The sequence below is a fragment of the Streptomyces sp. ME02-8801-2C genome, assembly GCF_033793965.1.
In the GTDB taxonomy this organism is placed as follows: domain Bacteria; phylum Actinomycetota; class Actinomycetes; order Streptomycetales; family Streptomycetaceae; genus Streptomyces.
On sequence record NZ_JARAXP010000008.1, the window covers coordinates 91161 to 117422 of the forward strand.

Sequence of the window (26262 nt, forward strand, 5' to 3'; positions counted from 1 at the left end):
TTCAGACCTGGAGTTCGGGCGGGAAGCCGGTCCAGCGCAGTTCCGGGGGCAGGTGCCGCATGTCGTTGTAGAAGAGCACGGAAGACGGCCTGCCGGGTGCGTAGCGGATGACCGTCAGGGCCGCGTTGCCGTGGTTGAGGCTCATCCAGCGCCACTCGGGGGCGTCGAGGGCGGCTCGGACCAGCCATCCGACGAGGAAGTTGTGTGTGACGACCAGTTCGTGGCGAGGGCGATCACCGTCGACCGGGCCTGTGAACGCCGCGAGAGCTTCCCGGGCCAGAGCTGGACCACCGTTGCGCTCCTCTTCCGGAACCTGAGCGAGGAAGCCGAGCATGGCGTCGGCCGAATCCGGCGGCAGCTCGTCCTTTGTGGGCAGGTAGGGGATGTAGTCGCCGGCCAGTTCCGTCTGGTGCAGCGGGACGGCGTCGTCAAGTTGTGCGCTGATCAGCCGGGCCGTTTGCTGCGCCCGAGGCAGTGGCCCATGGTGTATCGCCAGAAGCGGGGTGCTCTTGAGCCGTTCACCGAGCAGAACGGCTTGGCGCCGGCCGCTCTCCGTCAGGGTCGTCTCATCCGCTGATGCTTCACCGTGCCGGGCGAGGTAGAGGTACCGCGTGGCTGTGTCTGTCATGTGCCGGGCTCCGTCGCTATCCGTGATCTTGTGTGTCAGGGATGGACGCTGAGCTGTTTGTACGTAGTTCCGTCGCGGCTGTCCCGGCTCGGATCATCTGCTGTCCTGTCTCAGATGACTGTGGGCATGGTGGGGCTTTGACCTGCGGTGCTTACGATTGACTGGGACGAGTGGGCTCCTCCTGTCCCGCTCAACCATGGGCAGCCGCCTCTGGGGGGGGTGCATCGGGAAACCGGCCCCGCGCACCTGCTGCAGCACTGCCAAGCGCCTGGTGGAGTGTCAGCGCGCCGCGAGGTTTGCGAGCAGCTCGGCGGCGGGCTTCGGGTGGACGAGCCAGTGCAGGTGGCTCCCCTCGAGTGTCCGGACGTCGAAGGGGTTGTCGGGTGTGAGCGCGTCGGCTTCGCGAATCATGCGGTCCTGCATGGCGAGCGGAATGCTGGCATCGGCGGCCAGGCGCACATACGTCTTGGGAATCCGGCCCCAGCTCATGGCCTGTGCCCGGTCAGCGGACGTACCGGCGTCGAGGTTCTCATCGGGCTGGAAGGTGTTCAGGAAGGTCCGGAACTCGTCATCGGTGAGGTCGGCGGCGAACGCTCGCTTGAACGCGGCGAGCGCCGCTTGCTCGGCGGTGCGGAAGTTGGTGCGGAGCAGACCGAGTTCGGCCGGGTTCCCGACGAGCATGGCAGCGAAGGCTCCAGCGTCGACATTCGCCATCTCCGGCTGGGCGTAGTAGTCGCTCACGTCTAGATCGACGGGGCACCAGGCGGAGACGTAAACGATCCGGTCGATCAGCTCGGGCCGTGCGTTGGCGACGGCGGTGGCCGTGATGCCGCCCCTGCTGTGGGCGACGAGGATGGTGGGCCCGTTCCGCTTGGCCCGCTCGAGGACTTCGATCACGCGGGCGGCGTTGTCGGCGAGCGTGACTCCCTTGATGCTCCCTGGTTCTGCGGCGAGGGCGTCAAGATCCTGGGGGGCCTGGTAGGTCGCAGGGAAGGTCGCCTCAAATCCGTGCCCCGGAAGGTCGACCGCGACCGAACGGTGCCCGAGTAAGGCGAGCTCGGCCTGTAGCGGCGCGAACGAGAACGAATTTGCGAAGGCCCCATGAACAAGAACGAAGGTCGGCAGCTTCTGCATGCCTCAGCCTCCAACAAAACGATCTCCGGAGCAAGATCAAGGGTTCAGGAGGACTTCGCGACCGCCGTACCCACGCAAGGTCGGAACTTTCCAGAACTTGCCTGCCCTGTGCTGCCTCGCGCTCGGCAGCGAACTCGACGAGGAGCTCGAACAGGACCTTGATCGCATGTTGTTCGTCCTCAGGCGGGAGGTTCCAGATGTTGTCCCAGCCGTTCGGGAGGGCGATGTGGAGGACCTGGCCGGGCCAGACGTGGTTGCAGTCGCGTCCGCGACGGGCGATGAGCCAGTCGTGCCAGCCGGTGAGCCCGTGCCCACCGTGCCGAAGAGCATGCTGGTCATACCCGGTCAGGAACGCGGTCAGCATGCGCTCAGACTGGGGCGCCGTCCGGCAGGGGTCGATCGGTGCCGAGGAGTTGGCTGCCCCCGCGGAACCGGTTCTCCAGGCGGACCACAGTGTGGAGGCCCGCCGGTTCCTCGCGGGCCTCGCGGCCTCGGCCGGTCGGCAGTGGTCCCTACGTCGACGGGTGTGGGCTGTCGAAGGTACGGAGGACGGCCGCGTGCTGGCCGCTCTGGACGGGGTGCTGGCGGAATCGTGGCTGCCATCCGGAGACCTGCAATGGGCGGTCGAGGACGAGGAGGGCGGCCGACAGTTGGTTCTGGCCTCCGACGGCACATGGGTGTGGACCAACGCCGAACGCCGCGTTCGCCACAAGGGAGGACACTGGGAGAGGTCTGCACCCCGGCTGGCCCGAATCTCTGTCGACACAGGGCAGGTGCTGGAGACCCTGAGCCCAGGCGTGTTCGCGGTTCTCGTCGCAGGCGACCACAGGACGATTCTTAGGCCGTTGGACGGCCGTCGCAAGCGTCCTGAACGGCTGCTGATGTTCGACCTCGACGGTCCGGTAGACGGTCCGGAAGTCAGCCGCTTCGACCTGTTCAACCATCCGTTCGCCGTCCGTCGCGCGAGCCGCCCGTACATCTTGGTCGGCACTGACCCGGACAAGCCGCACAGGGACAAGTGGGTCACCGCCCTGGACGCCGATGGGACGTTGCGGAGGCTCTTCCCACACTCCTGGGTACCGGAGGAGCATCATTTCGGGGCCCGGCGGTCGAAATAGGGCAGTCCCTGGTCTATGCCGGCGCCGTCCACCACGGTCAGGGGCTCCAACCCGGTGGCGCCTACGTCGTGCGGCGATCCCTGAACGGCTCAGTGCAGTGGCAGTACCGCACCGATCATCCTGCCACTGCCCTCGACACCGACGGGGACACCGTCTACGTGGCCTACAACTCCGGCACCCTGACAGCACTGCACGCCAACGACGGCTCGGTGCGATGGCACCCCGAGCTCAAGGTCGATGGAGTACCGACCACGGCACTGTCCCTCGCTGTGACGCCTCAAGGGCACTTGCTCATGGGGACCGTCGACGGCCGGATCCTGGAGTGCCCGGCTCGGCCGTGACCCGGCACTGTCCACGTACGACGACCGTAGACAGCCAAGCGTGGCACCGGCTCAGAAAGAGCGAGACGGAACCGCAGATGGCCAAGGTTGACTGAGATGCACAGCCAGATGGCTCTGATAGACCGAGATTGGCCCGCCTTCAGCGAGACAGGTCAACATCTACTGAGAACGGAAACCGCCTCATCAACTGCCGCGCCCAGCGCCAAGTGGCGTGGCGCACTTTTGCAAGCAGGCGCTTGCAATAGTTAGCAAGGGTGCGGCAGAGTAGAGGCATGGCATCGCTCAACGTCGGCAGTCTTGGTGAGTACCTGCGTGAACAGCGGCGCACCGCGCAGCTGTCCCTCAGGCAGCTTGCCGATGCCGCCGGGGTGTCGAATCCGTATCTGAGCCAGATCGAGCGCGGGCTGCGCAAGCCGAGCGCGGAGGTGTTGCAGCAGGTCGCCAAGGCGCTGCGGATCTCCGCCGAGACGTTGTATGTGCGGGCCGGGATCCTGGATGCCGAGCGGGACGGGGAGGAGCGGCGGCGGGAGGACACGACGAGAGCCGTCATCCTTGCCGATCCCACGCTCAGCGAACGGCAGAAGCAGGTGCTGTTGCAGATCTACGAGTCCTTCCGTAAGGAGAACGGGTTCGCAGTCGCCGACCCTGAGCCCGACCCCGATCTCGACCTCGACGGCGCCCTCGCCGCGACGGACGTTCCTGTGCCGGACGTTCCGAGCGGTGCTCTCAGAGACACGGACATAGGCACCGGCAGCGACGCCGACCCGCAGCAGACGGCCAGTTGACGCAACGAATGCGACGAATGCCCCGAACATAGGACGCATCAGACGCGCCAGTCGCGACCGGCCCCACCCACGTCGTAACCCAAAAAACCCTCAGCTCCAAGCAACCCGGGAGGACCATCACCATGGCCATCACCGAAGACCTGCGTAAGACCTTCAGCGACCCCACCCCCCTCTACTTCGCCGCCGGCACCGCCGACCTCGCCCTTCAGCAGGCCAAGAAGGTTCCCGGCCTGGTCGAGCAGCTGCGCGCCGAGGCGCCGGCCCGGATCGAGGCCGTACGCGCCACCGACCCGAAGTCGGTTCAGGAGAAGGCCGCCGCTCGCGCCAAGGAGGCGCAGGAGAAGGCCGCCGCCCGTGCCAAGGAGGCCCAGGAGACCCTCCAGGCCAAGGTCGGCGAGTTCATCAGCACGCTGGACGGCGACTTCAAGAAGCTCGGCTCCACCATCGACGCCGACCTGAAGAAGCTCGGCGAGAGCGCCCAGGACCTCGCCCTGCGCGGTGTCGGCGTCGCCGCCGAGTACGCCGTGAAGGCGCGCGAGACGTACGAGAAGGTCGCCGAGCACGGCGAGCAGGCCGTGAAGACCTGGCGCGGCGAGGCCGCCGAGGGCATCGAGGAACTGGCCATCGCCGTCGAGCCGAACGTCGAGCCGGTCGAGGACAAGGTGACAGAGATCAAGGTGACCGAGACGAAGGCTGCCGCCCCGGCCCCCGTCGAGGCCAAGGCCGCGCCCGCGCCGGCCCGGAAGCCCGCCGCCAAGAAGGCCCCGGCCGCCCGCAAGCCCGCCGCCAAGAAGACGACTCCGCCCGCCAAGTAGGAACAGGCGCAGGAGGAGCGAAGAGATACGAGAACGGGCCGGGCACTCCATGAGTGCCCGGCCCGTTCTTCGGGTAGCGGACGCGGATGCGGGTACGGTGACCGCAAATACGAACTGACCGAGCTTGGTGGTGGACGTTGTGCTGATGCAGGGGTTCGCGGGGTTCATGTGGCTGTTGAGCGTGGCCCTGATCGTTTTCAGTGGCTTCGCGCTGATCGACGCCGCCGTGCGCCGCGAGGACGCCTACCGGGCGGCGGACAAGAAGACCAAGCCGTTCTGGCTGATCATCCTCGGGCTCGCCTTCGTGGTGAACCTGATCTTCAACATCCTGTCGTTTCTGCCGATCATCGGCCTGGTCGCGACGATCGTGTACATGGTCGACGTACGTCCGGCACTGCGGGGTCTCCCGGGCGGTGGCCGCAGCCGCAGAGGCGGCGGCTCCAGCAGCGACGGTCCGTACGGGCCCTACAACGGCGGTCGCTGAACCGACCCGAAGGCCGAAGGCCCGAAGATCCGAAGGCCCGAAGAACCGACCCCGGCTACCGAATCCGCCCTGCCCGGTTCCCGACGCGCCCTACGCCCCGCGGTCCAGCAGCAGTACCGCCAAGTCGTCCGTCAGCTCTCCGCCGTTCAGTTCGCGCACCTCGCTCACGGCCGCCCGCAGCAGTTTCTCGCCGCGCAGGCCCTGTGCCAGCTGGCGGCGGATCATCGCCACCATGCCGTCCTGGCCGAGCCGTTCCCGGCCCTCGCCGATATGGCCCTCGATCAGGCCGTCCGTGTAGAGCATCAGGGTCCACTCGGCGCCCAACTGCACCTGCGTACGAGGCCAGCGGGCCCCCGGCAGCAGGCCCAGCGCCGGGCCGTTGTTGTCGTACGGCAGCAGCTCGGCCACGACAGGGGAATCGACCGGGGAATCGGCGGGCCCGGAGTGTCCGGCCACTCCGGCCAGTCCGGAGTGTGCGGAGGCCGGGCGGACCAGCAGCGGGGCCGGGTGGCCGGCCAGGCACAGGCCCGCGCTACGGCCGTCCGGCGCGATGTCGACCGTGCAGAGCGTCGCGAAGATCTCGTCGTTCTCGCGTTCGTGCTCGAGGACCTGCTGGAGCGTGCCCAGCAGCGCGTCGCCGCACAGGCCCGCCAGGGTCAGCGCCCGCCACGCGATGCGCAGCTCCACGCCGAGCGCCGCCTCGTCGGGGCCGTGCCCGCAGACGTCGCCGATCATCGCGTGGACCGTGCCGTCGGGCGTACGGACCGTGTCGTAGAAGTCGCCGCCGAGCAGCGCGCGGGAGCGGCCGGGGCGGTAGCGGGCGGCGAAGCGCAGCGAGGAGCCGTCGAGGAGCGGGGTGGGGAGCAGACCGCGTTCCAGGCGGGCGTTCTCCTGGGCCCGCAGCCGGGACTCGGTGAGGCGGCGTTCGGCCTTGTCGGAACGCTTCCGCTCCACCGCGTAACGGATCGCGCGGCTCAGCAGCCGGCCGTCCAGCTCGTCGCGGAAGAGATAGTCCTGGGCGCCGACCCGCACCGCTTCCGAGCCGCGCTCGGCGTCGCCGGAGGCGGTGAGCGCGAGGACGGCGTGCCGGGGCGCGAGCCGCAGTACGTGCTTGAGCACCGCCAGTTCGTCGTCGTTGCCGTCCTCGGCGTGGGCGGGCACGGGCAGCGCGAGGTCCAGCAGGATGCAGTGGACGTCGTCGGTGAGCAGTCGCGCGGCCTCGGTGAGGTTGCGGGCCGTGCGGACCCGGATCGGCTTGCCGGCGGCGTCGAGCAGATCGGGTACGACGGGGGAGCCGCCGGGGTCGTCCTGGATCAGCAGCAGCGTCAGATGCGTGCCGGGGGCAGTACCGGGGGCGGTACTGGGGGTCGTGCCGGAGGAGGCCGCGGTGGCGGCGGCGTTCGCGGCGGCCTCGGCGGCGTCCATGCCGGCCGTCGGCTGCCTGCGCGCGGCCGCCTCGCCGGAGGAGGAGCCGCCTGCGGAAGTCCCTGAGGGCATGGCAGAGCCCGGCGCCTGACCGTTCTCCACGGCCGGGATCGCTCTCTGCCGCGGTATGGGTACGGGCATCGTCGTGGGTTCCTTCCCTCCCCCCGAGGGCACGATGGCGAGGGGTCTCGATCCACCGAGCGGGACCATAGCGGTTGACGGGCCCGCAGCGGAATGGTCGACGGTACGACCACGGGGCGGCGGCAGTGCCATATGCCGTGTGCCGTAACGCACTTGGGCACGGGGTTGCCCATCCGGGGATGACGAATGTCACGTCCTCGGGAGGGTTGGCGGGGGCCGGTGGGTGCGGTGGGTCACGTGGGGCCGGTCACGCGCCGTCCAAGCCTCACGCCCCTGGCCGGACCACCCCGAGTATCGGCATCGACCCCGCCCCCGCGGTCGTCACCGTCCGCCCCGGACGCGGGGCGTGCACCATCGTGCCGTCGCCCACGTACATGGCTATGTGACTCGCGTCGTCGAAGTAGACGATCAGGTCGCCGGGACGCATGTCCTTGACGTCGACGTGCGGAAGCTTGGCCCACTGCTCCTGCGAGGTGCGCGGGATCCTGACGCCGGCCGCCGCCCAGGCCGCCTGTGTCATGCCCGAGCAGTCGAAGGTGTCCGGGCCCTCGGCGCCCCACTCGTACGGCTTGCCCATCTGGGCCGTCGCGAACTCCACGGCCTTCTTGCCCTGTGCCGTGGCGCTGCCGTCGATGTCCTTGAGGATGCCGGAGCCGAGCCAGGACGTCTGGGCCCTGGCGGCGGCCTCGCGCTCCAGCTCCGCGAGGCGTTCCTTCTCCTTCTTCTCGAGCTGGGACTCCAGCTTCTCGGCCGCCGCGACCTGCTCCTTGATCTTCGTCTGTGCGGCTGCCTTGGCCTTCCGGCTCGCCTCCAGCTTCGTCCACTGGGCCGAGGCGTCCTGCGCGTACTGCTCCAAGTCCTGCTGGGTGCGCGTCATTTCGGCCAGCAGGCCCTTGGTGGCCTTCTGTCCCTGCCGGACCCGGCTGACGCCCTCCAGCCACGCCTGCGGATCATCGCTGAGCCACAGTCGCGCCTCCGGCGGCAGGCCGCCCGAGCGGTACTGGGCGCGGGCCGCGGCACCCGCGCGGTCCTTCAACTCGGCGAGCCGCTGCTGCCCCTTGACGATCTCCCGGGCCAGTTCGACGATCTCGGCGGACTGCCGTTCGGTCTGCTCCTCCGCCGCGTTGTACGCGTCCGTGGCCACCGCCGCGTCGTGGTAGAGCGCGTCCAGCCTCTTGCGTACGGCTTCGAGGTCCTTGTTGGGCGGCAGCGTCACGCGCGGAGTCGGTGCGGGCGTGGGGGTGGGCTTCGGGGCCGGTGTCGGGGCGGGGCTCGCGAACGCGGTGCCCGCACCGCCGAGGACGGTGATCGCACAGACCAGTCCCACGGCCGCCGCGACCAGACTCCGCTTGCCGGCTCCCATTCCCCGCACCCCCGTACCTTTCGCCCACTTGATTAACCGTCAGTAACTTCCGGACGCCTGGGGGATGGTGCCATGTCGTCGCGGAAAGCAACAGGCCTCCCGCGAGGTGCCTGCCCTTTCCCTGCCCCCTGCATGTGTGACGAACGGCGCACGATGATCGTTGCCCGCGATCTGCAAGCAATTCGAGGCATCTGGGAACCGCCTGGGAACCGTCGCTCAACCCCGAGGCGCCAACGCCCCCCACGCCACGGTCACTTCCCCCTGCCGCCACCGCGCCGCCCCGTCCGCCACCGGCCAGTCCGCCGTCAGGTCCCGCACCGCGCGGATCCAGCGCTGGCGTGCCCCGTACGAGGCGTAGGGCGCCGCCGCCGCCCAGGCGCGGTCGAAGTCGCGCAGGAACGCGTGTACGGGTTCGCCGGGGACGTTGCGGTGGATGAGGGCCTTCGGGAGGCGTTCGGCGAGGTCGGAGGGGCGGTCGAGGGAGCCGAGCCGGGCCGCGAAGGTGACCGTGCGCGGCCCCTCGGGCCCGAGGGCGACCCACACATGCCGGCGCCCGATCTCGTCGCACGTCCCCTCGACGAGCAGCCCGCCCCCGGGGACGTCCGTGGCCGGCGCGAGCCGGGCGCAGAGGCGGGCCCAGACGCCGGCGACCTCGGCCTCCTCGTACTGTCGCAGCACGTTCGCCGCGCGGATGAGCGCCGGCCGCTCCGGCACCGGGATCTCGAACCCGCCGTGCCGGAAGACGAGCCCCTCGCGCTCGTACGGTTTCGCCGCCGCGACCCGGGCCGGTTCGATCTCGACGCCCAGCACGCGCGCGCGTGGCGCGACGGTACGCAGCCGCGCGAGCAGCTCGACGGCTGTCCACGGCGCGGCGCCGTAGCCGAGGTCGACCGCGACGGGGGAGTGGGCGCGGCGCAGGGCGGCGCCGTGCGTGGCCGCGATCCAGCGGTCCATGCGGCGCAGCCGGTTGGGGTTGGTCGTCCCGCGCGTCACCGTTCCGACGGGCCGGGCGGAAGCGCGGGGAGTCATGGGTACGAGGGTAAGGGCGTTGGTAAGGGGCGACGTCTTATCGAACGGTTGAGCGGAATTCGGCAATGATTGGGCAAAGAGGAAATGAGGCGCCTCCTCCTGGTGTTGACCCTTCGGAGATCTGTGGAGAGAAGGAGGAACGCCACGTGAGCCAGTACATCGGCCGACTGGGCCGCCGCCGCAGGCCCCGCCGTGTAGCCATGCTCTCCGTGCACACCTCCCCCCTCCACCAGCCCGGCACGGGCGACGCCGGCGGTATGAACGTCTACATCGTCGAGCTCGCGCAGCGCCTCGCCGCGATCAACATCGAGGTCGAGATCTTCACCCGCGCCACCACGGCCGCCCTCCCCCCTACGGTCGAGCTGGCCCCCGGCGTCCTGGTGCGCCACATCGACGCGGGCCCCTACGAGGGCCTCCCCAAGGAGGACCTGCCGGCCCAGCTGTGCGCCTTCACGCACGGCGTCATGCAGGCCTGGGCCGGCCACCGCCCCGGCCACTACGACCTCGTGCACTCGCACTACTGGCTCTCCGGCCACGTCGGCTGGCTCGCCGCCGAACGCTGGGGCGCCCCCCTCGTACACGCCATGCACACGATGGCCAAGGTCAAGAACGCCTCCCTGGCCGAGGGCGACAACCCCGAACCCGCCGCGCGCGTGATCGGCGAAATGCAGGTCGTGGCCGCTGCCGACCGCCTCATCGCCAACACCGCCGAAGAGGCGGACGAACTCGTACGCCACTACGACGCCGACCCCGGCCGGGTCGCCGTCGTCCACCCGGGCGTCAACCTCGACCGCTTCTCCCCGGGCGACGGCCGCGCCGCCGCCCGCGCCCGCCTCGGCCTCCCGCAGGACGCCCTGATCCCGCTCTTCGCGGGCCGCATCCAGCCCCTGAAGGCCCCTGACGTGCTGCTCCGCGCGGTCGCCGTCCTCCTGGACGAGCGCCCCGAGCTGCGCGCCAACATCGTCGTGCCGATAGTCGGCGGCCCCAGCGGCAGCGGTCTGGCCAAGCCGGAGGGCCTGCAGAAGCTGGCCGCCCGCCTGGGCATCGCGGACGTCGTACGGTTCCGCCCGCCGGTCGGCCAGGAACAGCTGGCGGACTGGTTCCGGGCGGCCTCCGTCCTTGTCATGCCCTCCTACAGCGAATCGTTCGGCCTGGTCGCCATCGAGGCGCAGGCGGCGGGTACGCCGGTGCTGGCGGCGGCGGTGGGCGGCCTCCCGGTGGCCGTCGACGAAGGGCGTACGGGATTCCTCGTACAGGGCCACGATCCGGCCGCGTACGCGCGCGTGCTGCGCGAATTCGCCGACAACGAGACCCTGACCGCCCGCATGGGCGCGACGGCGGCCCGCCATGCGCGCCGCTTCGGCTGGGATGCCTCGGCCGCCGCCACCGGCGACGTCTACACGGCCGCGATGCACGCCCACAGGCGTCGCGTACGCTCGCTGCATGGCTGATTCGGCGTCGATCATCGAGCAGGTCCTCACCGAGGCCGACCTGGACTGGGAGAGCCCGAACCCCGGCAACTACGTCGTGAAACTCCCGGGCACCCGCAAACTCTCGACGACGGTCTCGCTCCTCGTCGGCAAGCACTCCCTCTCCCTGAACGCGTTCGTGATCCGCCACCCCGACGAGAACGAGGCGGGCGTCCACCGCTGGCTCCTGGAACGCAACCTCAAGCTGTACGGCGTGAGTTACGCGGTGGACCGCCTGGGCGATGTCTACGTGACCGCCAAGCTGCCCCTGTCGACGATCACCCCCGACGAGATCGACCGCCTCCTCGGCTCGGTCCTCGAGGCGGCCGACGGCGGCTTCAACACCCTTCTGGAGCTGGGTTTCGCGTCGGCGATCCGCAAGGAGTACGCCTGGCGGGTGTCCCGGGGCGAGTCGACCCGCAACCTCGACGCGTTCGCCCACCTGACCCAGCGCCCTACGACGAGCCCTACGACGAGCCCGACGACCGACTGACGTCCGAGCTCAGCCGGTACCGGCCGGGCGGCACGCCCACCAACTTCCTGAAGTGCCGCGTGAGATGGGCCTGGTCGTAGAACCCGGTGGCCGTGGCGACCGCCCCGGGCGACTGCCCGTCGAGGAGCAGCCGCCGGGCGCGCTCGACCCGCCGGGCCGTCAGATACTGGTGCGGCGGCATCCCGAAGGCCGCGCTGAACGCCCGTACGAGATGCGCGGGATGCGCGTGCACGAGCCGCGCGGCCTCCTCGAGCGCGATCCCCTCGACGAGCCGCTCGTCGAGCAGCTCGCGCAACCGCCGGGCGAGCGGCGGATCGACCCGCGCCGGACGGCGTACGTCCGTCGCCGCCCGCAACCGTGTACGCAGCCGCTCCGCGACGAGCGCCAGCCGGCTCGCGGCCTCCAACTCCTCCCCGGACCGCACGAGCGCGCCGTGCAACTGCCCCACGCGCAGCCGCAGCAGGGGATCGCGCAGATCGGGCCGGTCGACGGCGGCCCCGATCAACTCGTCGCCGAGATGGGTGGAGTCGAGGTAGAGCACCCGCTTGCGGAATCCGCCCGGAGTCGCGGGCGACCCGTTGTGCGGCACATGCGGCGGCAACAGGGTCACGGTGTCGTGCGGGGTGCCCCGCTCGTGCCGGTCGAGGTCGTACCGTACGGCGCCGTCGTCGACGATGAGCAGCGTCCAGACGTCGTGTACGTGCATCGGGTAGGCGTACTCGGTGAAGTGGGCGTGGAAGACCTCGACGACGCCCGCCACGGCCGGTCGCCAGGCGGAGACTTCCTGCCGGGTGGACACGCAAAAAACGTACAAGACGGGGGCGTACGACGCTTGGCAGTCTCGACGCATGAACACCGAACCGACCGAACCGATCCGCTTCGACACGAAGATCGCCGTCCTGCTGCGCGAGGACCTGGAACCCTGGCAGCGCCTGAACGTGACCGCGTTCCTGGTCAGCGGCCTGGGGACGACGGTCCCCGAGGTGATCGGCGAGCCGTACGAGGACGCGGACGGCACCCCGTACCTGCCCATGTTCCGTCAGCCGGTCCTCGTCTTCGAGGCGACGAAGGAAACGCTGAAGGCGGCACACGGCCGGGCGGTGTCACGCGCCCTGCCGTGCTCCGTGTTCACGTCCGACCTGTTCGCCACGGGCAACGACCGCGACAACCGGGCGGCGGTACGGGCCGTGGGGGCGGGGGAGCTGGATGTGGTGGGGCTGGCGGTGTACGGGCCGAAGAACCCGGTGGACAAGGTGATCAAGGGGTCGCGGATGCACCCCTGACGGCATCGGCGGCACCCGTGACGGCCTCGACGGCGAGAACCGCGTCCACGGGAGCGGGCTCCTTGACCGGTTCCTCGACCGGTTCCTCCTCCGGAACCCGCCCCATCAGCGCCCAGTACCCCACCCCCGCCACCGTCCCGATGACCGCGCACAGCCCCCACAGCCACTCCGCGCCGAAGTGGTCGATGACGAAGCCGGACATCAGCGGGGCGACCAGCCCGGCCACCGACCAGGACATCGTGTACATGCCCTGATAGCGACCGCGCCCGTGCACCGGCGACAGCCGCACGACCAGCCCCGTCTGCGTGGGCGCGTTGACGATCTCGGCCAGCGTCCACACGCACACCGTGAGGACGAAGACGCCGACCGACCCGGCGAACGCGGTGAGCCCGAACCCGTACCCGGCGAGGAGGGACGAGGCCACGAGCAGCTTGCGGGTGTCCCGGTGCTCGATGAAACGGGTCACCGGGATCTGCAGCGCGACGATCAGTACGCCGTTGACGGCGACGACCATCCCGAAGTCCGCCGGGGTGAACCCGGCCTCGCCCATCGCGATCGGCAGCCCGACCGCGCCCTGCTGGAAGATGAGCGCGACGAGGAAGCACAGCCCGACGACGGTCATGAACCGCCCGTCGCGCAGGACCGTCCCGAGCCCGACGGAGGCCTCCGCCTGCTCCTCCTTCGTGGCGTGCGTCGGCCGTGACTCGGGCAGCTTGACGAAGATGACGACCGCGCAGGCCAGCGTCATACCGGCCTCCACGAGGAACCCGGCGACGTAACTGACCTCGGCGATGAAGCCGGCGCCCGCCGACGAGACGGCGAAGCCGAGGTTGATCGCCCAGTAGTTCAGGGAGAACGCGCGGACGCGGTCCTCGGGCCGCACGATGTCCGCCATCATCGCCTGCACGGCCGGCCGCGAGGCGTTGCTCGCCATGCCGACGAGAAAGGCGACGGCCGCGATGGCGACGGGATCGTGCACGAAGCCGAGCAGCGCGACGGAGAAGGCCGTTGCCGACTGCGCGATGAGGAGTGTGGGGCGCCGCCCGAGCCGGTCGGTCATGACACCGCCGCCGATCGACGACACGACCCCGCCGAGCCCGTGCAGCGCGACGACCAGACCGGCGTACGAGGCGGAGTAGCCGCGGTCGAGGGTCAGATAGATCGCCATGAACGTGGCGACGAACGCCCCGAGCCGGTTGACGAGGGTGCTGGTCCACAGCCACCAGAACTCGCGGGGCAGCCCGGAGACGGATTCGCGGGCAGCGCGTTTCAGGGCGGCGACTGACACAGGTATCCCCCACGGACGTAAGCAGCTCAAACGGTGATGACAACTTACGAGCGGCTCACGAGGGGGAGCCAGTGAATTAACAGATCCCGTCAACCGTCCCCCCACCGTCCGGTGGCCGGGCAGCCGTACAACCGATCCGGACGTTCTATTACGCTCGGGGCATGGCCGACGCACCGTACAAGCTGATCCTCCTCCGCCACGGCGAGAGCGAATGGAACGCGAAGAACCTGTTCACCGGTTGGGTGGACGTCAACCTCAACGAGAAGGGCGAGAAGGAGGCGGTCCGCGGCGGTGAGCTGCTCAAGGACGCCGGCCTGCTCCCCGACGTGGTCCACACGTCCCTCCAGAAGCGCGCGATCCGCACGGCCCAGCTCGCCCTGGAGTCCGCGGACCGCCACTGGATCCCCGTCCACCGCAGCTGGCGCCTCAACGAGCGCCACTACGGCGCCCTCCAGGGCAAGGACAAGGCCCAGACGCTCGCCGAGTTCGGCGAGGAGCAGTTCATGCTCTGGCGCCGCTCGTACGACACCCCGCCCCCGCCCCTCGAGGACGGCACGGAGTTCTCCCAGTCGGCCGATCCCCGCTACGCGGCGATCCCCCCGGAGCTGCGCCCCCGCACGGAGTGCCTGAAGGACGTCGTCGTCCGCATGCTCCCGTACTGGTACGACGGCATCGTCCCCGACCTTCTGGCCGGCCGTACGGTCCTGGTGGCGGCCCACGGCAACAGCCTCCGAGGCCTGGTCAAGCACCTGGACGGCATCTCCGACGAGGCGATCTCCGGCCTGAACATCCCGACGGGCATCCCGCTGGCGTACGAACTGGACGCCGACTTCAAGCCGGTGAAGCCGGGGGGGACCTACCTCGACCCGGACGCGGCCGCGGCGGCGATCGAGGCGGTCAAGAACCAGGGCAAGAAGAAGTAAGCGTTACTGATCAAGCCCCCTGCCTGCGGGTTCTTTGCCGGTAGGGGGCTTTTTGGTGGGCCTGGACCGTCCCTGGGACCTCAGCCGGTTGATCGGCCGGCGGGCGGTACTGCCCGCGCCGGGGAAGCTCCTGGGCTTCTCCGTACCGCCTGGGCCTACGACCGTCTCGACGCTGGGTAGCTCGAACATTTCCACCAGGTCGTCAGGTGTCAGGTACTGCGAGGGCGTGGCGCGCGGTTCGGTGGCCACGTCGGCCAGGGCGAGGCGTCGGACCGAGCGGGAAACAGCGGGGAATCACGGGGGAACGCAGTCACGCCCGACGAGGCCACCCCTTAGCCGTTCGCCCAGGTCAGCACCCGAACGAGCCTCGAATGATCGCAGCTTCCCAAGCCGAGGGTTTCGATGCCGTAGTTCCGATGCGGGCGGCGTCGCTCACGGCAGTGGCCATGCCGGTCATCATCCCGGCCATTCGGGGGAGATACGCGCGGCCTCGGGGACGTATCTCCCTGCGGGGGCATCCCTTGCTGGGACGAAAGGGAGACATGATGCCGCTCTATCTATCAAGGTTCAGCTACACGCCGGAGACCTGGGCGAGACTCATCGGCCACCCCGAGGACCGTGCAAAGGCCGCTCAGGCGTACATCGAGTCCGTCGGCGGCAAGCTACACGGCTTCTGGTATGCGTTCGGCACCCGCGACGGCTACAACTTGTGGGAGGCCCCCGACAACGTCTCCATGGCCGCGGTCGCCCTGGCGATCAGCGGAGGCGGCGCACTCAGCTCGTTTGAGACGACTGTTCTCCTGAGCATCGACGAAACCATGGATGCCCTGCGCAAAGCCGGGCAAGTCCAGTACCGGGCCCCCGGCACGTAGCGGTCCAGGTGGCCGGGTGTGACGGACTCATGGGCCCCGCATCAGACGGTGACACGCCTCGGCTGGCCGAACTGCGCGCGAGTGCGAAGGCACTCGGCGTCCATCGCGTCGTCCATCTGGGCTACGCGGACAGCGGCCACGGCGCGATCCTCCATCCCGAACCCCCGGACCGCACGCGCTTCGGCCGTGCGGAAACTGAGGATGCCTCCGAGCGGCTGGCCGTGATCCTGCGCGAGGAGAAGGTGGCTCTCCTGCTCAGTTATGACGCCAACGGCGGTTACGGTCATCGCGACCATGTCAGAGTGCGCGAGGTCGGCAAACGCGCCGCCCGGTTGGCGGGCGTCCCACGAGTGCTGGAGGCGACGTTGCCGCGCGAGCCGATCGCCAAAGTCGTGAGTGCACTCCGGCTGATGGGTGTCCTATGCCGCTATGACTCCCGAGCGATGCGGGCTGCATATACCCCTTGCGCGGCCATCACGCACCGGATCAATGTGCGGAAGTTCGCCCGGCAGAAGCAAGCAGCGCCGGCCGCGCACCGTTCTCAGATCGATGAGCCAGGCAGGGCAGCCCCCGTGATGAGAATCCTGACTCGTCCACCGGTTCCCGTTTTCAGCCTGTTGATGCCGCAATACCCGGCACCCCGTCTCGTATTCAGCTCAGGCGGCGCACGGGCGGGCCGGATCCGGTGCAGGACTCACCCGACTTCAACTACTGACGGTGTCGGGGGGTCTTCCGTGGTGGCAGCGTCAATGTGATTTGTCGGACCAGTTGCTGGAAGCACGCCAGGGACGCGACGGCGGGTAGGGCAGCTCCGGCCATAGCGGTCACGGTCCGGTCGGCCTGTGCTACGCACAGCATGATGGCGACGAAGGAAAACAGCAGAACAATGAACCATGAGTGCAAGGCTCGGCGCCGATGCAAAGCAGTTCGCAGGATCGAGAGCGACGCCACCATCCAGGGGCCATACACCAGAAGAGGCCATTGAGGAATCATTTCGCTCTTTGTGCCGGTTGCAATATTCTGCAGAGGCCCGTAAGCCGCCATGCCACCGAAGACGCTGACCATCGCCACGATGACGGCAACGAAGGCGACGATAACGAAGCTGCCAGTCTGCAACCATGCGAGTCGGAGGTTTCCGGCTCCCATTTTCCGATGCCCGGCAGAAGATCGCCGGATGGGAGGAAGCTGAGCGGTGATCTGCGCCAGGTTCTTCATGGGTTCGGCGAAGTTGACGTCGGATGACGGCTCGCTGTGAGGCGGCGGCACCACAGACACCTGCTCCGCTGGAACGGCCTCCTGCAAGAGATAGGCAAGTTCCTCGACCGGGTCCCAGGCCGAGTCGGGGGGTGTCAACGGAACCCCGGAGTGCAGGGAATCGTCAGGACTACCGTGCCGGTCAGCACCGGACCCGTATGAGTATGTGCTGGGTTGCCATTCACGGCTCACAAAGGAGGGATTCGCATAGTCGCGATTCATGGAAATCCGCCCCCCGTCACGCGCGGTCCGTGTAAGAGCCTGACTTTTCCTGATCGTTCCACCGTTGATCAAGCTCCTCCTGGGCCGCCTGCAGTAGCGCGAGGAACTCGCGGAGCATGGACTGAACACTTGGGAGTTCGGCCAGCGCGCCCCCTCCGCCCAAGCGGCCGCACGACTCGAGGACCGAGCGCGCCAGCCCGGGCACGTAATTATATTTCCTCGCTGTCGCATCGCCGATCGCAGGCAAGCCCTTCCCCGTGCTGCGGTGGGGCAAGCCGTGAAACCTTGGTTTCGTCATATCCCGCTAACGCGCTCCATCTCTCCCGGATGCGCGGCAAACGAGTGACCCTGACCCAGGGGAATCGTTAGGGAGAGCGTTTCTTAATTAATGTCATCCGCACCTCCGCATGTTATGGGTCGAGCTGCTTGTCTTCTCGATTCTTTTTGAGTAGAAAATAGGATTTTCGCGCGCCAGATGGCGGTGAGACTCACGGGGAGCTAGGGGGAATCGGTCGCGGATTCCCAGGATGGAGCGGTGGCGTCAGGGCCGACGGCGTCGGCAGCACCCGGCGCGGGTGGGCTCGCCGAAGACCTGGTGAGCACGCCCGCGCAGGCGCTGGCCCTCACACCGTCAGCGGCACCGGATGGATCTCGTCCGCCCGATGCCCGGCACGTTCGTGGATCCGCTGGACCGCTTCCGCCGAGGGGGCTTCCGAGAGGCAGTAGACCGTGCCGGAGGCGGGGTCCGCCCAGGCCTTCTCGAAGTGGACCGCCTCGTCCTTCTCGATGTCCAGGTCGGCCTGGTGGGCCTGGTGCAGCTGGTCGGCGGTGATGCCTTCCATGCCGTGGTGGACGTCCATGAACTGGGGCATGGCGTCGCACCTCCTATCCCTGATCCGGGTCGCACTCCTGTGTCGTACGGCCTGCCTGCTCTCCATCTTCAGCCCGTACGCCCGCCCCGGCGAGCGCTGCCTACTTCAGTCCGATCTCCGCGCAGTCCGCCGCGAACTCCGGAGTGCAGATGTCCTGGATCGTGTAGACGCCGTCCTGGATCACGGTGTCCTTGATGTTGTCCTTCGTGAGGGCCACCACCGGCACCAGCATCGAGGGGATGTCCTTCTGCGTCGGGCTGTCGACCTTGTCGCGGGTCAGCGCGTCGAACTCGATCGAGCGGCCCTGGACCTTGGCCACCGCCATGGACGCGGCGTTGTTGGCCTCCAGGATGAACGACTTGTAGACGCTCATGTACTGCTCGCCGGAAACGATCCGCTGGACCGCCGCGAGGTCCGCGTCCTGCCCGGTCACCGGCGGGATCTTGGAGGCGCCCGCCTCCTTCAGCGCGTCGATGACCGCGCCGGCCATGCCGTCGTTCGCCGAGTAGACGGCGGCGATGTTGTTCAGCCCGACGGTCCTGATCGCCGTCTCCATGTTGGTCTTGGCGACCTCGGGCAGCCAGTCCTTGGTGTTGTAGGACGCCGCGATCTGGACCTTGCCCTTGAGCTCGTCCATCGCGCCGGTCTGGAACCGGGCCGTGTTCGGGTCCGTGAGCGAGCCGTTGATCATGACGATCTTGCTGCTGGTGGCCTTCGTGCCGAGGGCCTCGAGGATCGAGCGGCCCTGTACCTCGCCGACGAGTTCGTTGTCGTGGGAGACGTACGCGTCGATCGGGCCCTCCGCGAGCCGGTCGTACGCGATGACCGGTATGCCCGCGTCCTTGGCCTTCTCGATCGACGGCGCGATGGTCTTGGAGTCGATCGCGTCCACCACGAGGACGTCCACCTTCTCGGAGATCATCTCCTCGAGCTGCCTGCTCTGCTTGGCCTCGTCCGCCTCGGCGTTGGCGTAGAGGACCTTGCCCTTGCCGTTGGTGAGGGTGGTGACCTGCTTCTTGAAGAGCGGGTAGTCGAACTTCTCGAAGCGCTTGGTCTTCTTGTCGGGCAGGAGGAGCCCCACCGTGATGTCGTCGCCCTTCTTGGGCGTCGCGGAGCCGCTGCTTCCGCCGGTGCCGTCCAGGACGCCGCACGCGGCGAGCGAGAGGGCCGAGGCAGCCGCCGTCACCGCGATGGCGATACGGCGTGCGGCGGTCCGACGGGGGGTGCGAGCGTTCACGGGAGGTGCCTTCCAGGCGGGGAACAGCATGACGAACCCAGATGCAGAACAGATAAGGAAGCCAACGCGGCGGCAGCACGTGACGTCAAGAAGTGCTGGTTAACGAGATGGCAACAGGGTGTCTGTTGTGCATGGACGACGTCTGAGCGTCAACTGGTGTGAAGTGTATGCCTGTTCGAACGTGAACGAGGTCGACTTCCGCCGCTCGGAAAGGGGGCGAAGGCCTCGGCGCACACAAACCCCACACAAAGGGACCCTGCCTCCGCGACGGGAGACAGGGTCCACAGGCGATGCCGTGTCTACGGGCGGCGCGTCAACCGCACTGGCAGGGATTGCCCGACTGGCAGCCGCACCCGCACCCGGAGCCGCAGCCGCAGGCGCCGAACAGGGGCAGCTTCTTGATCTCGGCGGGATGCTGCGTCTCGCGTTCCCGCGTCGGGTCGGGCGTGCTGGGGGTCTCGGCCATGGGGCCCTCCTGGAGAGCTGGTCCTGGAGACGGGCGCCCTCTCGGGCTCCTGTGCTCTTGTGCCTTCTCCCCATTGCACCCCCGGCCCGCCGGGCGCATCAACGGCGCACGGAGGCTCGCGGGGTTACGCGCCCTCGACGCCCGTCGGCGGCTGTACGTCCTGCTGCAGCTCGTCCGCGTGCTCACCCGTCACCAGGAACACCACACGCTTGGCGACCGACACCGCGTGGTCCGCGAACCGCTCGTAGTAACGGCCGAGGAGCGTGACGTCGACCGCCGTCTCGATGCCGTGCTTCCAGCGCTCGTCGATCAGGTGCCGGAAGAGCGTGCGGTGCAGGAGGTCCATCTCGTCGTCGTCCGTCTCCAGTTGCATCGCCAGATCGACGTCCTTGGTGATGATGACCTCGGCCGCCTTCGCCATCAGGCGCTGCGCGAGCTGGCCCATCTCCAGGATCGTGGCGTGCAGGTCACGCGGGACCGCGCGGTCCGGGAAGCGTAGCCGGGCCAGCTTGGCGACGTGCTGGGCCAGGTCGCCCGACCGCTCGAGGTCGGCGCTCATCCGCAGCGACGTCACGACGATCCGCAGGTCGGTGGCGACCGGCTGCTGGCGGGCGAGCAGCGCTATGGCCCGGCCTTCCAGGTCGTGCTGGAGTTCGTCGACCTTGGCGTCCGCCTCGATGACGCTTTCGGCCAGTTTCAGGTCGGCGTCGAGGATCGCCGTCGTGGCACGCCCGATCGCCGACCCGACAAGTCGGGCCATTTCGACCAGACTATCGCCGATCGAGTCAAGTTCCTCGTGGTACGCGTCACGCATCAGGTTCCCTCTCTTGACGTCCGTTCGGGGGCGAACAGCGGGCCCCGTGACCCCCACGCTCCCACGTTCGGCCCTGTACGAGTCGATTTCCGCCCCGACAAATGAATCAATACTGGCTCCAAGGTGAACTCTGGGCGACGAGTGTTCGAGGACGCACGTTGATGGCTGTGGCCAGGTCGTGCCCCATGCCTAACCTGGACGCATGGACGTGAACGCGGCAGTCGCCGCAGCGGCAGCGATCGCCGGGGTGCTCACCGGTGTCATCGCCATGCTGGCGTTCCGCTGGAGCGAGCGCGACCAGAAGCGCCCCACCCGCAGCTCCCTGCACACCGACCCCGTGCTGCCGCCCGGCGTCGACACCGTGCTGTCCGTGCTGCGGTCCTCGGCCGTCGTACTCGACGAGGCGGACGCCGTCGTCAAGGCCAGCTCGGCGGCGTACGCCCTCGGGCTCGTCCGTGGCGGAAAGCTTTCCGTGGAGCCGATGCTCCAGATGGCCCGCGACACCCGGCGCGACGGCGAGATACGCCAGGTCGAACTGGACCTCCCCAGACGCGGCACCGGCCGCGGCGAGGCCCTCGCCGTCTCCGCCCGCGTCGCCCCCCTCGGCTCACGCCTGGTCCTCCTGCTCGTCGAGGACCTCACCGAGGCCCGGCGCATCGAGGCCGTACGCCGCGACTTCGTCGCCAACGTCAGCCACGAGCTGAAGACCCCCACCGGCGCGCTCTCCCTCCTCTCCGAGGCCGTCATGGGCGCCTCGGACGACCCGGAGGCCGTCGAGCGCTTCGCCGGCCGGATGCAGATCGAGGCGACCCGCCTCACCAGCCTCGTCCAGGAACTCATCGACCTCTCCCGGGTGCAGAACGACGACCCGCTGGAGGACGCCGAGCCCGTCCGCGTGGACGAACTCGTCGCCGAGGCCGTCGACCGCTGCCGCCACCAGGCCGGTACCAAGCACATCACCATGGCCGCCGGAGGCACCGCCGACCTGCGCGTCTGGGGCAACCGCGGCCAGCTCGCCGCAGCCCTCGGCAACCTCGTCGAGAACGCCGTCAACTACTCGCCCGCCGCCACCCGCGTCGGCATAGCGGCCCGCCGGGTGAACGCCCCGGGCGGCGACCTCATCGAGGTCGCCGTCACCGACCAGGGCATCGGCATCTCCGACAAGGACAAGGAGCGCATCTTCGAGCGCTTCTACCGCGTCGACCCCGCCCGCTCCCGCGCCACCGGCGGTACGGGCCTCGGGCTGGCGATCGTCAAACACGTGGCCGCCTCGCACGGCGGCGAGGTCACGGTGTGGAGCTCCGAGGGCCAGGGCTCCACGTTCACCCTGCGGCTGCCGGAGGCGGGCACCGGCCGCCGATCCCGAGCGAACCGGCCGCACCTGTACGACCATGACTCCCACCCCGAGTCACTCCCAGACTCCGACCCCGACCCACACGCCGGGGCCGGACCGTCCGACCCCGGCGAAGAGGCCGACCGGACCACCGGCACATCCCCTTACGATCCGCTCCACGCCCCGGAGGTCCTTCCGTGACCCGAGTGCTCGTCGTCGAGGACGAGGAGTCCTTCTCCGACGCCCTTTCCTACATGCTCCGCAAGGAGGGTTTCGAGGTCGCCATCGCGGCCACCGGGCCCGACGGACTCGACGAGTTCGAGCGCAACGGCGCCGACCTCGTCCTCCTCGACCTGATGCTGCCGGGCCTGCCCGGCACGGAGGTCTGCCGTCAGCTGCGCGTCAAGTCCAACGTCCCGGTGATCATGGTCACCGCCAAGGACAGCGAGATCGACAAGGTCGTCGGCCTGGAGATAGGGGCCGACGACTACGTCACCAAGCCCTTCTCCTCCCGCGAACTGGTCGCCCGCATCCGCGCCGTCCTGCGCCGCCGAGGCGAGCCCGAGGAGGTCACCCCGGCCGCGCTGGAGGCCGGCCCGGTCCGCATGGACGTCGACCGCCATGTGGTCACCGTCGCAGGCGGCAAGGTCGACCTCCCGCTCAAGGAGTTCGACCTGCTGGAGATGCTGCTGCGCAACGCCGGCCGCGTGCTGACCCGTATGCAGCTCATCGACCGGGTGTGGGGCGCCGACTACGTGGGTGACACCAAGACCCTCGACGTCCACGTCAAGCGCCTGCGCGCCAAGATCGAGCCGGACCCGGGCGCCCCCAGATACCTGGTCACGGTCCGCGGCCTCGGATACAAGTTCGAGCCGTAAACCGGCCCGGACACCCGGCAGCGACCCGCGTCCGTACGCCGAAGGGCGGGACCTCTCCCAGGAGGCCCCGCCCTTCGGCGTACGTAGTGCTCGGGTACGACGGTCCAGTGGCCGCCGACCCGGCGCCGGTTACTGACCGGCGACCGCGGCGCCCGTGGCCGTCGACGACGTGCTCGGGGTGGCCCCGGCCTCGCCCGCCGCGCCGGCCCCCGTCGGGGTCGCGCTCGGGGAACCGGTCGCCGCGGGCGCGCCGGAGACGGCGGCGGAGGCGGATGGCGAGGGGCTGGTGGCGCCGCCCGGGACCTCAGGAGCCGCGGTCGGGCCCCACGAGGCGTAGAACTGCTCCGCCGGGACGACGAACGCGCGCAGGCTCACGTCACCGGTCTTGCTGAAGGTGAAGGTGATCTTCTGCGCGTTGCCGTCCTGGACCGACTCACGGCTGCTCGGCAGCACGGCCGACGCGTTGTTCGCGCCGCCGATGACGAGCGAGCCGCCGGCCGGGATGCTCAGGTTCTTGCCCTTGGCGGGCTTCAGCTCCGCGGTCTTGCCGGTGCCGGGGACGGTGATCGACTCCAGCGTCTGGGCGGTGATGCCGCTGTTGAACACGGTCGCCGAGACGGCGGCGGGGCCGGTCGACTCCAGCTCCGACGGGGTGATGACGACGACGTTCTGCAGCTTGATGGCCCCCACGGTGGTGGCCGCGTTGTCGGGCTTGATCTCCAGCGTCTGGGCGTTGTTTCCGGCTGCGCACCCGGCGAGCGTGGCGACCGAGAACGCGAGGGCGGATGCGGCGAGGGCGCCGCGTCGAAGGCTGCTGCTCACGGCGGCGGCAACTCCTTGGAACGCACGGGCAGCTCCTTATAAAGCCGCCCTAAGTGACTGTCAGCGGCCTTAGGTTACCGAGCCGTTCCCGCGCCACCGCACCCGACCCGCCTCTACGGGGGAGCAGCGGCGCCGACACGGGAGAACGCGGGCGCCTCAGGAGTCGTTTTGACCCCTTCTCGGGGGCGGCGGTCCGCCATTCACATAAGTGCCGTCGGCAAAGAGAAGAGCATGCGGGGAAAATTCTGGTGAAGGAATGAAGGGCATCCAGAAATTGATCACTCATGGATCATCCGCTCGGCCATCCGCCGGATCATCCACTGGATCATCGGCCGCCGTGATCAATTCCCGATTCGGCTCCGGTCGGACTCCGCTCATCGAACGGAGTAACGGAAGTAGCACAGTTGGAAGCGGACATAAGGGGATGTTTGGTCGCCCGGCGGGGTCTCCGGGTGCGTGTAACGCCCGGGTTTCACTTGCTTCGGAGAGCCGCTCCGACCTGCGAATACCCTCCCCTTCTTCGCCTCCGGGGCCCTTCCGAAGCACGTTCCTGTTGCAGTTGTCAAGCCCCGAGATATGCCCTGACCTGCGAAAACGCCATTCAGAAGCTGCCGTTTCCGTGTTACCCTGGATAGCCACGGAAGGGGTACCTGTCACATGACGTTCAAGGTTGGCGACACCGTGGTCTATCCCCATCACGGGGCCGCGCTGATCGAGGCCATCGAAACTCGCCAGATCAAAGGCGTGGACAAGACCTACTTGGTGCTGAAGGTCGCCCAGGGTGACCTGACTGTACGTGTGCCAGCGGACAATGCGGAGTTCGTCGGCGTACGTGATGTGGTCGGTCAGGACGGACTGGACCGGGTCTTCGAGGTCCTGCGCGCTCCGTATGCCGAGGAGCCCACGAACTGGTCGCGTCGTTACAAGGCAAATCTGGAGAAGCTCGCCTCCGGCGATGTCATCAAGGTCGCGGAAGTCGTGCGTGACCTGTGGCGTCGTGAGCGTGAGCGCGGACTGTCCGCCGGTGAGAAGCGCATGCTCGCCAAGGCTCGCCAGATTCTGGTGAGCGAGCTCGCGCTCGCGGAGAACACGAACGAGGACAAGGCCGAGGCGCTGCTCGACGAGGTGCTCGCGTCCTGAAACTGACGGGGAACGGGCAGCACTGAAAGCCCGCTCACCCAGCTCAGCAGCACAATGAAATGCCGCGGTGCCCGATGACGTATCCAATGTCGCCGGGCGCTGCGGCATGTTCGTGCCCGGATGTTCTGCTGTTCTGCCGCGCATCCGAGGCACCACTGGCGCCATCAGCGAATTCCCCTACCGGCAACTGCCGGTAGTACCGAATGACGTACTGAAACGCTGCAGTACCGATACTTGGTGCGCCGGGCCCGGAGACGACTCGACCGGATGTCACGGAAGGGTCCGATCGAGGCTCGCGCCCGGCACTCTTCCAGGCCATACCCACGAGGGCTCGGCACACAAACCTGACAGGAACCGATGTCTGACGAATCGCGCCCCACACCGCCCGGGGCACGTACGGCCGCGGTGATTCCGGCCGCCGGCCGGGGCGTACGCCTCGGCCCGGGCGCTCCCAAAGCGCTTCGCGCGCTGAACGGCACGCCCATGCTCGTCCACGCCGTCCGCGCGATGGCCGCCTCCCGTGCCGTCTCGCTCGTCGTCGTCGTGGCCCCGCCGGACGGCGCCGCCGAGGTCAGGACCCTTCTCGACGCCCACGCGCTGCCCGAACGCACGGACTTCGTCGTCGTCCCCGGCGGCGAGTCCAGGCAGGAGTCGGTGAAACTCGGCCTGGACGCTCTGCCGGCCGGCATCGACATCGTCCTCGTCCACGACGCGGCCCGCCCCCTCGTACCGGTGGACACCGTCGACGCCGTGATCGAGGCCGTACGGGAGGGCGCGCAGGCCGTGGTTCCCGCGCTGCCGCTCGCGGACACCGTCAAGGAGGTCGAGCCGGCCGCCGTCCACGGCGAACCCGAACCCGTACTGGCGACACCCGAGCGGGCGCGCCTCCGCGCGGTCCAGACACCGCAGGGGTTCGCCGTCGACACCCTCGTACGGGCCCACAAGACGGTGACCGAGAACGTCACCGACGACGCGAGCATGGTGGAACAGCTGGGCCTGCCGGTCGTCGTCGTGCCCGGCCACGAGGAGGCGTTCAAGGTGACGAGACCGCTGGATCTGGTGCTCGCGGAAGCGGTACTCGCCCGCAGGAGGCTGAACCATGGCTTCTGAGCCCGCCGCGCCGGGGCCGCTGCTGCCCCAGGTCGGCATCGGTACCGACATTCACGCTTTCGAGGAGGGCCGGGAGCTGTGGTGCGCCGGCCTGAAGTGGGAGGGCGAGGGGCCGGGGCTCGCGGGTCACTCCGACGCGGACGTCGTCGCGCACGCCGCGTGCAACGCGCTGTTCTCGGCGGCCGGCCTCGGTGACCTCGGACAGCACTTCGGCACCGGGCGTCCGGAGTGGTCCGGGGCGTCCGGGGTGACGCTGCTGACGGAGGCCGCGCGGATCGTACGGGCGGCCGGGTTCACCATCGGCAACGTCGCCGTGCAGGTCGTGGGACCGCGGCCGAAGATCGGCAAGCGGCGCGAGGAAGCGCAGAAGGTGCTGTCCGAGGCGGTCGGGGCGCCGGTGTCGGTCTCCGGCGCCACCACGGACGGGCTCGGCTTTCCGGGACGGGAAGAAGGCCTGATGGCGGTGGCGACGGCACTGGTGGCCCGTACGGGCTGAGACCGCAACGCGGCGGCACCGTGGGCG

29 protein-coding genes and 1 pseudogene are annotated in these 26262 nt (G+C 68.9%); 16 read left to right on the plus strand and 14 right to left on the minus strand.

All coding sequences use genetic code 11. From position 1 onward, the window contains the following. Position 1: 1 nt before the first annotated feature. Positions 2 to 628, minus strand: a complete 627-nt coding sequence (locus PV396_RS26225) for a histidine phosphatase family protein (RefSeq protein WP_319208609.1) — start codon at positions 626 to 628, stop codon at positions 2 to 4. A gap of 279 nt (positions 629 to 907) precedes the next feature. Continuing rightward, complete coding sequence (locus PV396_RS26230; protein ID WP_319208611.1) at positions 908 to 1762, minus strand: alpha/beta fold hydrolase; 855 nt, start codon at positions 1760 to 1762, stop codon at positions 908 to 910. 557 nt (positions 1763 to 2319) lie between these two features. Here PV396_RS26230 and PV396_RS26235 point away from each other — a divergent pair. The 5 genes from PV396_RS26235 to PV396_RS26255 all read left to right on the plus strand — a co-directional run bounded on the left by PV396_RS26235 (position 2320) and on the right by PV396_RS26255 (position 5305). Then, on the plus strand, positions 2320 to 2880 hold the full coding sequence (locus PV396_RS26235) for a hypothetical protein (RefSeq protein WP_319208612.1): 561 nt from the start codon (positions 2320 to 2322) through the stop codon (positions 2878 to 2880). 68 nt (positions 2881 to 2948) lie between these two features. Continuing rightward, entirely contained in the window at positions 2949 to 3221 is a 273-nt protein-coding gene (locus PV396_RS26240) for a PQQ-binding-like beta-propeller repeat protein (RefSeq protein ID WP_319208614.1), read from the plus strand. A gap of 272 nt (positions 3222 to 3493) precedes the next feature. Then, positions 3494 to 4006, plus strand: coding sequence for a helix-turn-helix transcriptional regulator (locus tag PV396_RS26245; RefSeq protein ID WP_319208615.1), 513 nt, complete (start codon positions 3494 to 3496; stop codon positions 4004 to 4006). A gap of 122 nt (positions 4007 to 4128) precedes the next feature. Next, positions 4129 to 4821, plus strand: coding sequence for a hypothetical protein (locus PV396_RS26250; protein WP_319208617.1), 693 nt, complete (start codon positions 4129 to 4131; stop codon positions 4819 to 4821). Positions 4822 to 4966: 145 nt separating this feature from the next. After that, positions 4967 to 5305: a DUF2516 family protein gene (locus PV396_RS26255; protein ID WP_189145653.1), complete on the plus strand. Its 339-nt coding sequence runs from the start codon at positions 4967 to 4969 to the stop codon at positions 5303 to 5305. 90 nt (positions 5306 to 5395) lie between these two features. Here PV396_RS26255 and PV396_RS26260 read toward each other — a convergent pair whose 3' ends face one another. From PV396_RS26260 to PV396_RS26270, 3 genes are all read right to left on the minus strand, one after another. Next, positions 5396 to 6871 (minus strand): PP2C family protein-serine/threonine phosphatase, encoded by a 1476-nt coding sequence (locus tag PV396_RS26260; RefSeq protein ID WP_319208619.1) that lies wholly within the window; start codon positions 6869 to 6871, stop codon positions 5396 to 5398. A 265-nt stretch (positions 6872 to 7136) separates the two neighbouring features. Next, positions 7137 to 8234, minus strand: coding sequence for an NlpC/P60 family protein (locus PV396_RS26265; protein ID WP_319208620.1), 1098 nt, complete (start codon positions 8232 to 8234; stop codon positions 7137 to 7139). Between the two features lie 216 nt (positions 8235 to 8450). Beyond that, positions 8451 to 9263 (minus strand): class I SAM-dependent methyltransferase, encoded by an 813-nt coding sequence (locus tag PV396_RS26270; RefSeq protein WP_319208622.1) that lies wholly within the window; start codon positions 9261 to 9263, stop codon positions 8451 to 8453. Positions 9264 to 9409: 146 nt separating this feature from the next. Between PV396_RS26270 and mshA the strand changes: the two genes are divergently transcribed. Further along, entirely contained in the window at positions 9410 to 10714 is a 1305-nt protein-coding gene (gene mshA, locus PV396_RS26275) for a D-inositol-3-phosphate glycosyltransferase (RefSeq protein ID WP_416071474.1), read from the plus strand. Beyond that, positions 10707 to 11225 carry a YbjN domain-containing protein gene (locus PV396_RS26280; protein WP_319208624.1) on the plus strand — a complete coding sequence of 173 codons (519 nt, stop codon included), beginning with the start codon at positions 10707 to 10709 and terminating at the stop codon, positions 11223 to 11225. The genes mshA and PV396_RS26280 overlap by 8 nt, the downstream gene beginning before the upstream one ends. Here the strand turns inward: PV396_RS26280 and PV396_RS26285 are convergent. Further along, positions 11200 to 12075, minus strand: coding sequence for an AraC family transcriptional regulator (locus tag PV396_RS26285; protein ID WP_319209307.1), 876 nt, complete (start codon positions 12073 to 12075; stop codon positions 11200 to 11202). The two genes, PV396_RS26280 and PV396_RS26285, sit on opposite strands and share 26 nt — an antisense overlap. On the opposite strand from PV396_RS26285, the gene PV396_RS26290 reads away from it, so the two are divergent. Beyond that, complete coding sequence (locus PV396_RS26290) at positions 12074 to 12508, plus strand: DUF2000 domain-containing protein (RefSeq protein WP_319208626.1); 435 nt, start codon at positions 12074 to 12076, stop codon at positions 12506 to 12508. The two genes, PV396_RS26285 and PV396_RS26290, sit on opposite strands and share 2 nt — an antisense overlap. On the opposite strand, the gene PV396_RS26295 is transcribed toward PV396_RS26290, so the two are convergent. Then, complete coding sequence (locus tag PV396_RS26295; RefSeq protein WP_319208628.1) at positions 12483 to 13796, minus strand: MFS transporter; 1314 nt, start codon at positions 13794 to 13796, stop codon at positions 12483 to 12485. The two genes, PV396_RS26290 and PV396_RS26295, sit on opposite strands and share 26 nt — an antisense overlap. A 161-nt stretch (positions 13797 to 13957) precedes the next feature. Here PV396_RS26295 and PV396_RS26300 point away from each other — a divergent pair, with 161 nt between their 5' ends. Continuing rightward, entirely contained in the window at positions 13958 to 14719 is a 762-nt protein-coding gene (locus tag PV396_RS26300; RefSeq protein WP_319208630.1) for a phosphoglyceromutase, read from the plus strand. Between the two features lie 159 nt (positions 14720 to 14878). Here the strand turns inward: PV396_RS26300 and PV396_RS26305 are convergent. Next, a pseudogene (locus PV396_RS26305) lies at positions 14879 to 14977 on the minus strand (DNA-binding protein); the annotation flags it as partial. Between the two features lie 287 nt (positions 14978 to 15264). Here PV396_RS26305 and PV396_RS26310 point away from each other — a divergent pair. Both PV396_RS26310 and PV396_RS26315 read left to right on the plus strand, forming a co-directional pair. Then, the gene (locus PV396_RS26310; protein WP_319209309.1) at positions 15265 to 15591 is read left to right on the plus strand and encodes a GYD domain-containing protein; all 327 of its coding nucleotides are present in this window, start codon (positions 15265 to 15267) and stop codon (positions 15589 to 15591) included. 29 nt (positions 15592 to 15620) lie between these two features. Beyond that, entirely contained in the window at positions 15621 to 16346 is a 726-nt protein-coding gene (locus PV396_RS26315) for a PIG-L deacetylase family protein (RefSeq protein WP_319208631.1), read from the plus strand. On the opposite strand, the gene PV396_RS26320 is transcribed toward PV396_RS26315, so the two are convergent. The 5 genes from PV396_RS26320 to phoU form a co-directional block, all read right to left on the minus strand. Continuing rightward, positions 16300 to 17067 carry a DUF2637 domain-containing protein gene (locus PV396_RS26320; protein WP_319208632.1) on the minus strand — a complete coding sequence of 256 codons (768 nt, stop codon included), beginning with the start codon at positions 17065 to 17067 and terminating at the stop codon, positions 16300 to 16302. The two genes, PV396_RS26315 and PV396_RS26320, sit on opposite strands and share 47 nt — an antisense overlap. 623 nt (positions 17068 to 17690) lie before the next feature. Further along, positions 17691 to 17939 (minus strand): SCO4226 family nickel-binding protein, encoded by a 249-nt coding sequence (locus tag PV396_RS26325; protein ID WP_319208634.1) that lies wholly within the window; start codon positions 17937 to 17939, stop codon positions 17691 to 17693. 100 nt (positions 17940 to 18039) lie between these two features. Continuing rightward, entirely contained in the window at positions 18040 to 19176 is a 1137-nt protein-coding gene (locus tag PV396_RS26330) for a sugar ABC transporter substrate-binding protein (protein WP_319208636.1), read from the minus strand. A 313-nt stretch (positions 19177 to 19489) separates the two neighbouring features. Then, positions 19490 to 19642, minus strand: coding sequence for a hypothetical protein (locus PV396_RS26335; protein WP_319208637.1), 153 nt, complete (start codon positions 19640 to 19642; stop codon positions 19490 to 19492). Positions 19643 to 19766: 124 nt separating this feature from the next. Further along, entirely contained in the window at positions 19767 to 20456 is a 690-nt protein-coding gene (gene phoU, locus PV396_RS26340) for a phosphate signaling complex protein PhoU (protein WP_319208638.1), read from the minus strand. Between the two features lie 202 nt (positions 20457 to 20658). Here phoU and PV396_RS26345 point away from each other — a divergent pair, with 202 nt between their 5' ends. Together PV396_RS26345 and PV396_RS26350 are read left to right on the plus strand one after the other, a co-directional pair. Next, complete coding sequence (locus PV396_RS26345) at positions 20659 to 21990, plus strand: sensor histidine kinase (protein WP_319208639.1); 1332 nt, start codon at positions 20659 to 20661, stop codon at positions 21988 to 21990. Then, the gene (locus PV396_RS26350) at positions 21987 to 22667 is read left to right on the plus strand and encodes a response regulator transcription factor (protein WP_319208640.1); all 681 of its coding nucleotides are present in this window, start codon (positions 21987 to 21989) and stop codon (positions 22665 to 22667) included. The genes PV396_RS26345 and PV396_RS26350 overlap by 4 nt, the downstream gene beginning before the upstream one ends. A 129-nt stretch (positions 22668 to 22796) precedes the next feature. Here the strand turns inward: PV396_RS26350 and PV396_RS26355 are convergent, their stop codons facing one another. Continuing rightward, complete coding sequence (locus PV396_RS26355) at positions 22797 to 23489, minus strand: DUF461 domain-containing protein (protein WP_319208641.1); 693 nt, start codon at positions 23487 to 23489, stop codon at positions 22797 to 22799. Between the two features lie 657 nt (positions 23490 to 24146). On the opposite strand from PV396_RS26355, the gene PV396_RS26360 reads away from it, so the two are divergent. The 3 genes from PV396_RS26360 to ispF all read left to right on the plus strand — a co-directional run bounded on the left by PV396_RS26360 (position 24147) and on the right by ispF (position 26235). After that, positions 24147 to 24629 carry a CarD family transcriptional regulator gene (locus PV396_RS26360; protein ID WP_003953493.1) on the plus strand — a complete coding sequence of 161 codons (483 nt, stop codon included), beginning with the start codon at positions 24147 to 24149 and terminating at the stop codon, positions 24627 to 24629. Positions 24630 to 24986: 357 nt separating this feature from the next. Continuing rightward, positions 24987 to 25739 carry a 2-C-methyl-D-erythritol 4-phosphate cytidylyltransferase gene (gene ispD, locus PV396_RS26365; protein ID WP_319208643.1) on the plus strand — a complete coding sequence of 251 codons (753 nt, stop codon included), beginning with the start codon at positions 24987 to 24989 and terminating at the stop codon, positions 25737 to 25739. After that, positions 25729 to 26235: a 2-C-methyl-D-erythritol 2,4-cyclodiphosphate synthase gene (gene ispF, locus PV396_RS26370; RefSeq protein WP_319208644.1), complete on the plus strand. Its 507-nt coding sequence runs from the start codon at positions 25729 to 25731 to the stop codon at positions 26233 to 26235. Before ispD ends, ispF begins: the two co-directional genes overlap by 11 nt. The last annotated feature ends 27 nt before the right edge of the window (positions 26236 to 26262 follow it).

Coding starts and splice junctions, on each gene's coding strand:
- PV396_RS26225 (WP_319208609.1), bottom strand. CDS start 628: ATGACAGACACAGCCACGCGGTACCTCTACCTCGCCCGGCACGGTGAA.
- PV396_RS26230 (WP_319208611.1), bottom strand. CDS start 1,762: ATGCAGAAGCTGCCGACCTTCGTTCTTGTTCATGGGGCCTTCGCAAAT.
- PV396_RS26245 (WP_319208615.1), top strand. CDS start 3,494: ATGGCATCGCTCAACGTCGGCAGTCTTGGTGAGTACCTGCGTGAACAG.
- PV396_RS26250 (WP_319208617.1), top strand. CDS start 4,129: ATGGCCATCACCGAAGACCTGCGTAAGACCTTCAGCGACCCCACCCCC.
- PV396_RS26255 (WP_189145653.1), top strand. CDS start 4,967: ATGCAGGGGTTCGCGGGGTTCATGTGGCTGTTGAGCGTGGCCCTGATC.
- PV396_RS26260 (WP_319208619.1), bottom strand. CDS start 6,871: ATGCCCGTACCCATACCGCGGCAGAGAGCGATCCCGGCCGTGGAGAAC.
- PV396_RS26265 (WP_319208620.1), bottom strand. CDS start 8,234: ATGGGAGCCGGCAAGCGGAGTCTGGTCGCGGCGGCCGTGGGACTGGTC.
- PV396_RS26270 (WP_319208622.1), bottom strand. CDS start 9,263: ATGACTCCCCGCGCTTCCGCCCGGCCCGTCGGAACGGTGACGCGCGGG.
- PV396_RS26280 (WP_319208624.1), top strand. CDS start 10,707: ATGGCTGATTCGGCGTCGATCATCGAGCAGGTCCTCACCGAGGCCGAC.
- PV396_RS26290 (WP_319208626.1), top strand. CDS start 12,074: ATGAACACCGAACCGACCGAACCGATCCGCTTCGACACGAAGATCGCC.
- PV396_RS26285 (WP_319209307.1), bottom strand. CDS start 12,075: ATGCGTCGAGACTGCCAAGCGTCGTACGCCCCCGTCTTGTACGTTTTT.
- PV396_RS26300 (WP_319208630.1), top strand. CDS start 13,958: ATGGCCGACGCACCGTACAAGCTGATCCTCCTCCGCCACGGCGAGAGC.
- PV396_RS26310 (WP_319209309.1), top strand. CDS start 15,265: ATGCCGCTCTATCTATCAAGGTTCAGCTACACGCCGGAGACCTGGGCG.
- PV396_RS26315 (WP_319208631.1), top strand. CDS start 15,621: ATGGGCCCCGCATCAGACGGTGACACGCCTCGGCTGGCCGAACTGCGC.
- PV396_RS26320 (WP_319208632.1), bottom strand. CDS start 17,067: ATGAATCGCGACTATGCGAATCCCTCCTTTGTGAGCCGTGAATGGCAA.
- PV396_RS26325 (WP_319208634.1), bottom strand. CDS start 17,939: ATGCCCCAGTTCATGGACGTCCACCACGGCATGGAAGGCATCACCGCC.
- PV396_RS26335 (WP_319208637.1), bottom strand. CDS start 19,642: ATGGCCGAGACCCCCAGCACGCCCGACCCGACGCGGGAACGCGAGACG.
- phoU (WP_319208638.1), bottom strand. CDS start 20,456: ATGCGTGACGCGTACCACGAGGAACTTGACTCGATCGGCGATAGTCTG.
- PV396_RS26345 (WP_319208639.1), top strand. CDS start 20,659: ATGGACGTGAACGCGGCAGTCGCCGCAGCGGCAGCGATCGCCGGGGTG.
- PV396_RS26360 (WP_003953493.1), top strand. CDS start 24,147: ATGACGTTCAAGGTTGGCGACACCGTGGTCTATCCCCATCACGGGGCC.
- ispD (WP_319208643.1), top strand. CDS start 24,987: ATGTCTGACGAATCGCGCCCCACACCGCCCGGGGCACGTACGGCCGCG.
- ispF (WP_319208644.1), top strand. CDS start 25,729: ATGGCTTCTGAGCCCGCCGCGCCGGGGCCGCTGCTGCCCCAGGTCGGC.